The sequence below is a fragment of the Brevibacillus borstelensis genome (genome assembly GCF_036700025.1).
GTDB lineage: Bacteria > Bacillota > Bacilli > Brevibacillales > Brevibacillaceae > Brevibacillus > Brevibacillus borstelensis.
Window position 1 is genome coordinate 23685 of sequence record NZ_CP144923.1, and the last position, 6164, is coordinate 29848.

Here is a 6164-nt window from a genome sequence, read left to right on the forward strand (position 1 = left end):
TATAATGATGGAGGGGTTATTGTGAAAATTGCGGTATCAACGAATAAAGGCGGAGTTCTCAAAACGTCAATTACGACTAACTTGGCCGGAGTGTTCGCCAAAGAAGGAAAGAAAGTGCTTATCGTGGACACGGACAACCAGGGCAACTGTTATGTATCGTTTGGCGGCAATCCCGACACGTTAAAATCCTCAATTTACGATGTGCTGGTTAACGGCCATGAGATTGATAAAGCTATCGTGAAGGTTCATGAAAACATCGACTTGCTCCCTGCTAATGACGATATGGCGTTCTTTGAATTTGATGTCCTAGCGGATCGGAACAAGTTCCCGAAGCCGTTCAGCTTGATGCAAAGCCATTTGAAAACGATTGAAGACAGATACGATTGCATTCTTTTTGACACGCCGCCAAACTTGGGGCTGGTTCAGGGGAATGTGTTGAGTTACGTCGATAATGTATTAATACCGTTCCAGCCGGAAAGCTACTCGATGCGCTCTTTAATAAAAATCATTAAGGCAATCAATGACTTTAAGGAGCAGACAAACAAGCAGCTAAGTATTCTAGGCGTGGTTGCAACGTTGGTAGACTCCAGAACGACGCTGCATTCCGAAATCATTACAGAATGCCGGAAATATTGCCTACAGCAGAACATTAAGATGTTCGATGTAGTTATTCCGCGCTCGGTGCGCTTTGCTTCTAGCGTAGCCTTTGAGCGTTTGCCAGCTACTTTGTCGGCAGATGCAAAGTCCCAAATCGTACACAATTACTTTGAACTGTACGAAGAAATTAAAGAACTGCTATAATAATGTTAATGTAATTGTTTCTGTTAATATTAATGAAAAGGAACGGTGAAACAAGTGAGCAAGCAAAGAAGATCAATTGCAAGTTTCAGTGACCTTGCACAAGTCGGAAATGACAATGATAACACCAATAAAAACGAAAACAATAACGTTGATGGAAACATTAACGTTAACAATAATAATGATGTAAACGAAAATAAAAGCGATAATAACGATAATAACGTCAACGAAAACAAAAATGATAATAAAAACAATGATGAAAACAGGAACGATAACAACAATATTAACGTATATGATGATGATATTCTTTCAAGCATCACGAAGCAGCCAGCAAACAAAAAACCTACAGGGATTTACTTCGAGAGCGACGTATTGGAAAAGCTTCAAGAATTGACGAAAGGCCGGGGGCGTGGAGCGCAGAGCAAATTAGTGAATGACGTGGTTAAGAGGTATTTTATCGAAAAAGGGTTTCTGTCAGAAAGGAGAGAATAATTTAAGAAGTAAAGGCGGGTGATTGCGTGGACGAAACGCTGAAATGGTACCTGATAATTCTAGTGGTACTGTGTGTTTGTTATCAAATGAACAACCTATTCGGTCGGCTGGCAAGGCTTATCACAATAGGCATGGTGCTTATTATCATATTTTCAGACATCGTTGGCCCGTGGACAGACAAGCTGCTAATGGTTGCAATCTTTGGACTTCCAATGTACATTAGCTGGTTCATAAAGTTCTATGTGAACAGACCGCGCTAGGTTACGTGTATACAAAAACATGTCCGGATCTTGTCGCCGGCGTTTCCGAATGTATACATTTCCGACGAGCTGCAGCTCTCCAGGTCGCCAAAAATGTATACATTCATAGTGCCGATCGACAGCGGCCAGCCGCGCAGCAGCGGCAGCGCTGTATACAAAATCAGTAGGGGAGGGGAGTTCATTGTCACAGAATGGCAAGAAGTATTTCTTAGATGAAGGTATTCATTTGTTCCCTGAACCGTCAAAGGAAACAAAGGAGTATATGAAGAAAATCCGGATTCTCTCGAATCAACATCTTCTAATGAGGACAAAACAGAACTTAAATACTCGGCTATAGTCAAACAATCAATAACCGACTTTCGGCGCTAGAATAAGTGGAAGAACCGCTCTTTTTGAAGGGCGGTTTTTTTCGGCACATAATATAAATTATGTACCGAAAACCTTGCTCGAATCATTGTTTTTCGGTGCATAACTATGTTAAAATGACAGTAAATTTTCGGTACATAACTAAACAGCAAAAAGTTTCTTTTGGTTACTTAAAATAATTAGATTTAAGTTACCTAATTTAATTGACTTTAAGTTACCTAAAGTGTTATAATTAAAGTAACTTAAAAGGAGGATGAACTATAAGATGATGACCGAAAAGTGTATGAACTGTGGCGGTACGGAAGATGTGACCGATTTTGTATCTGGAACTGAAAGAATTGTACTGTGCGTCAATTGTCGGTATAAACTAGCCACCAATCAAATGACCGTTAAGCAGATCGGAAGGCCATCATTAGGAGTGACGAAGAAAGTTTCCCTCACACTTCCAGAATCCACTTGGGAGCATATTGACAGTGAGGCGAACGGAAACCGCTCTGAATACTTTAGGAAGCTGCTGGATCGGGATATGTGGAGCCAAGGTGATTGGAGCAATAATGCCTGTCTTGGATACGCAATTTTAGGGGCGCAGCGCCTTGGATACAGCGAAGAGGAAATAAAGAAACTTATTAGGGCGATTTATAGCGAGTTTGACTTTAAGACCATCGGAGAAGCCCGGAAGGTTTACGAGGAATCGCCTTATTGATGCGGGTTGAAACGAAGGGCCATAAAGTTAATTTTTAGGGTCATAGAATGGAGAATTTGGGTCGTGAAAGGGGAGGGAGTAATGCCGCGCAACACCTCGTTAGACAAACGCCCAAGACTTGATTGCAGTAGCGGCGTAAAAGCCCGTATAAGAGCTTTACGCGAGCAATTAGGGTATACCACTGATTCGGAGGCTATCGCCTATCTGCTGGCCGTCTATGATGACCAGTACGATAAAATAACGCTTCCGAAGGATAAGACGTTTCGTGAAAAGGCTGATGCTTTGAATAGGCAATTATCTTTTTGACCAATAAACAGGGAGGGATGTTCGATGTTTGTGGTGCGAGGAAAAACCATGAAATTCACAAGCACAAACCCCGACAACCTTGATGAAGAAGTGAGCTATAAAACCTACGATGAAGCCAAAAGGGTGAGAGAGGAATTAAAGGCGCTTTTTCCATTCGAGGATTTTGAAGTTACAGAAGTTTCTTGACCAAGTACATCAATTCAGCAGTTGTATACATAAAGCGAGCGCCCGCGGCAACGGCCGGGCGCGATCCGAGCCGCGCATGTATACAATTAACCGAACCGGCGACGCTGCAGCCTGGGTGAAATGTATACTTTTTCGCGCCTGGCCAGCTCACGAGATCCGGAAAAATGTATACACCAAGGGGGAAGAATATGTCCAGAACACCAATTCAGGTTCCGATAGAGCTTAAAGAGGAACTGGAGGACTTAAAAAGGGAGCTACATTGCAGCAGCTTGCCAGACGTCATTGTTCGGCTGATTCAGGATAAGAATCGAAACGCAGAAATTCGTAAGGAAGAACAAAAGAAAACCGAAGCGGAGCGAGCGCGGCAGAACAGGGAAGATGTAAACTTAGGGGAAGAAAGAAAGCTGCGGTTAATCGAATTTCAAAATGAAATTGGATTAGCTTCCGAGGGTGAAACGATTGATTTTCTGATGGAGGTTTTTCGATCAACGCCGCAGATCGGCATGAATGCTTTTAAAGCATACGTGAAGCTAAGGGGATGACATACCAATTTGAGAAAACCGTTGCCGTGCCGCAGGTGCGGCAACAGGTGTATGGACGGGTGATTTTATGACGAATGAATTGATAAGCAAATATGAAATGGCATTGCGAGAAGATGGAGCAAGTGAAAATACGATAGCGAGATACATTCAGGTTGCGAATCAGTTCATCGAGTGGCATCAAGAATTACTTAAAACCGCCTTCGATCCAAACAATGTTTCCGCTCTTGACCTCCATCAATGGAAAAAGTATTTAATCAACGAAGCTACATTCCAAAAAAGAAACGGTGAAACTAAGAAGTATTCAATCAGTTCCGTTAACAATTGTATAGTGTCGATCCGGACGTTTTTCAATTCCTTGAAGGATATGGGATTAATAAAAACGAATCCGGCTGTGAAGTTGAAGACACAAAAAGTCAATGAAGATTTTGATTCAGAGCCGCGCTGGTTGGAACGTAACGAACGAAACAAATTAGTTCGTGTAATCGAAGACGAGCAGGCCGAGAAAAAGAACAGATGGAAATTCGCTCGTAATCGGGCCATTGTATATTTGATGCTTCTTGCGGGGTTAAGAGTGAGTGAAGTTGTTGACGCAGAGCCGGAAGACATTTCATTTGAAACAGGTTATGTTTTCGTTCGTGATGGAAAGGGCGGAAAGGCCCGGAGAGTTGAAATGAACAAAGAACTGCGAAATGCCTTGCTTGATTGGATGGAAATGCGCGGCGAAGCAGAAACTAAAAAATTGTTTACGTCTTCGCGTGGCGGAGGGGCGCTAACAAAGCGAGGCGTAGAGTATCTATATGATTCACTTAGCAAAAAAACGGGAATACCCGATTTAACGACACACGTTCCAAGACATACACTAGCGCATGATCTTATTGAGGCCGGATATTCGCTTCAAAGAGTCGCTGACATCCTTGGGCATTCTAATATTAACTATACGAGAAATTACACAAAATCGAGTACACAGGAACGGAGAGAAGCACTGGAAAGTTTGTCATCAATATAACTAGAGGATGTGGAAAAGAGGCATGGATAAAATCGCAGCTATTACAAAAGCGTACCAAATTGCAACATTGACCTATCCTTCATTTGAAGTAATTGAGCTTTTAAAACCATTAGCATTCGAGCGAACACTTGATTTACTTCTGATTATGCGGCAATCTCCGCGCCCTGTAAAATCTCCTCTTAATTTTTTGAGAAGGGCGATTGAGGAAAACTGGACACCGGAAACAATGCCGGAAAAAGTTAATCGTCACATTCAATACATCGAAGAAAATTTTTACGTACGTAAAGGCTATTCAATCGACGAAGCACGCGAGATCGTTCAAAGGAACCGGGATAAGGAAATCAACTCTTGGGGGGCAAAAGGATGATTACTGTAAAGGACATTATTGAATTTGTGAGTCAGGGAGAAAAATTCAACTTTTGCTGTTCAGCGTTTTTGGATTCGTTTTATGCTGCTGCCGATCAGCAGCGAATCGAAATGATAAAGGACGAACCGGAAGCATTTTCTAATGTCGAACATTTTTATTATTGTGACGTTGCCGCTATGACTCACAAGCTGGCGAATGATTTTAAGTTGATTGCGCCGGAATGGGTTCATAAAGAAAAATACATTTTGACTGAACCGCATTACGACATCTTCGACAAAAATAATGAGATTTTAAAAAAATACTTGGAGGATGTCAGTCCGTATGAATTTAAAATCAGGAACATTTTTGTGAAAGAAAATGCGCTTGATCGCGTTTAAGGGGGCGGTATAGTTAATGGAAAACTTCAAGCTTGAGAAAGGCGAAATGATAAAGTATTTGAAGCAAATCAACGACGAATTAAAAGCTGCTGGCGACAAAGGGGAAATTCTTATTTCTGGCGGGGCTTCGATGTGCTTAGTTCATGAAGCACGACCAAGTACGAAAGATATTGATGCCTTATACGAACCAAAAAGCCGAATCAACGAAATTGCTGAAAGGATCGCTAAAGCAAATAACTTAGAATCAGGTTGGATTAATGACGGAGTGAAAGGGTTTCTTCATCCGAATATGAAATCCGAGGTTGTTTACGACTTTGGGAATTTGAAAGTCAGCACCGTATCGGCAGAAGCGTTACTTGCAATGAAACTCATGGCCCTACGTTCCAGCACTTCGGATCGTGACGACGCAAAGTTCTTAATCAAAAAATTGAATATTACCGACGGGGATACCTTGTTAAAAATCATGTCCGAGAACACCTATAAAGAGAAGTTGTCCGTAATGAATCAATACCTTGCCCTAGACGTTCTAAGTGAGGTTAACGCCGAGAGGGAGAAGCAAAGGCCGGGGTTGCAAGATAAGCTGAAAGAAATAAGAAGCGATGACAAACCGAGAGCAGAAAACAATAAAATAAAAGACATAAAGAAACAGAGCAGGGAAGAACGCTAATCGTTTGATTGGCGTATTTTTTTTGCCTTTAAAAATCCTGGTATTGCTGATAGTATAGGGGTATGTTGATGGTTCGGGGTAGGAATAGCAAGCA

Annotated in this window: 10 protein-coding genes; all 10 read left to right on the plus strand. The window is 41.8% G+C overall.

The features are described from left to right. The first annotated feature begins 21 nt into the window (after positions 1-21). The 10 genes from V5G20_RS27010 to V5G20_RS27055 all read left to right on the plus strand — a co-directional run bounded on the left by V5G20_RS27010 (position 22) and on the right by V5G20_RS27055 (position 6070). Positions 22-801, plus strand: coding sequence for a ParA family protein (locus tag V5G20_RS27010; RefSeq protein WP_338136602.1), 780 nt, complete (start codon positions 22-24; stop codon positions 799-801). 45 nt (positions 802-846) lie between these two features. Further along, positions 847-1290: a hypothetical protein gene (locus tag V5G20_RS27015; RefSeq protein WP_197187511.1), complete on the plus strand. Its 444-nt coding sequence runs from the start codon at positions 847-849 to the stop codon at positions 1288-1290. Positions 1291-2181: 891 nt separating this feature from the next. Further along, positions 2182-2619 (plus strand): hypothetical protein, encoded by a 438-nt coding sequence (locus tag V5G20_RS27020; protein ID WP_241752974.1) that lies wholly within the window; start codon positions 2182-2184, stop codon positions 2617-2619. 81 nt (positions 2620-2700) lie between these two features. After that, positions 2701-2925: a hypothetical protein gene (locus V5G20_RS27025; protein ID WP_197187510.1), complete on the plus strand. Its 225-nt coding sequence runs from the start codon at positions 2701-2703 to the stop codon at positions 2923-2925. Positions 2926-2949: 24 nt separating this feature from the next. Beyond that, a complete protein-coding gene (locus V5G20_RS27030; protein WP_197187509.1) occupies positions 2950-3111 on the plus strand; it encodes a hypothetical protein in 162 nt (53 codons plus the stop codon). Positions 3112-3299: 188 nt separating this feature from the next. Next, on the plus strand, positions 3300-3653 hold the full coding sequence (locus tag V5G20_RS27035) for a hypothetical protein (protein WP_197187508.1): 354 nt from the start codon (positions 3300-3302) through the stop codon (positions 3651-3653). A gap of 67 nt (positions 3654-3720) precedes the next feature. Further along, entirely contained in the window at positions 3721-4659 is a 939-nt protein-coding gene (locus V5G20_RS27040; protein WP_197187507.1) for a tyrosine-type recombinase/integrase, read from the plus strand. A 22-nt stretch (positions 4660-4681) separates the two neighbouring features. Next, positions 4682-5026 carry a hypothetical protein gene (locus V5G20_RS27045; RefSeq protein ID WP_197187506.1) on the plus strand — a complete coding sequence of 115 codons (345 nt, stop codon included), beginning with the start codon at positions 4682-4684 and terminating at the stop codon, positions 5024-5026. Then, a complete protein-coding gene (locus V5G20_RS27050; protein ID WP_197187505.1) occupies positions 5023-5403 on the plus strand; it encodes a hypothetical protein in 381 nt (126 codons plus the stop codon). Before V5G20_RS27045 ends, V5G20_RS27050 begins: the two co-directional genes overlap by 4 nt. A 16-nt stretch (positions 5404-5419) precedes the next feature. Then, positions 5420-6070 carry a DUF6036 family nucleotidyltransferase gene (locus V5G20_RS27055; RefSeq protein WP_197187504.1) on the plus strand — a complete coding sequence of 217 codons (651 nt, stop codon included), beginning with the start codon at positions 5420-5422 and terminating at the stop codon, positions 6068-6070. Positions 6071-6164 lie beyond the last annotated feature (94 nt).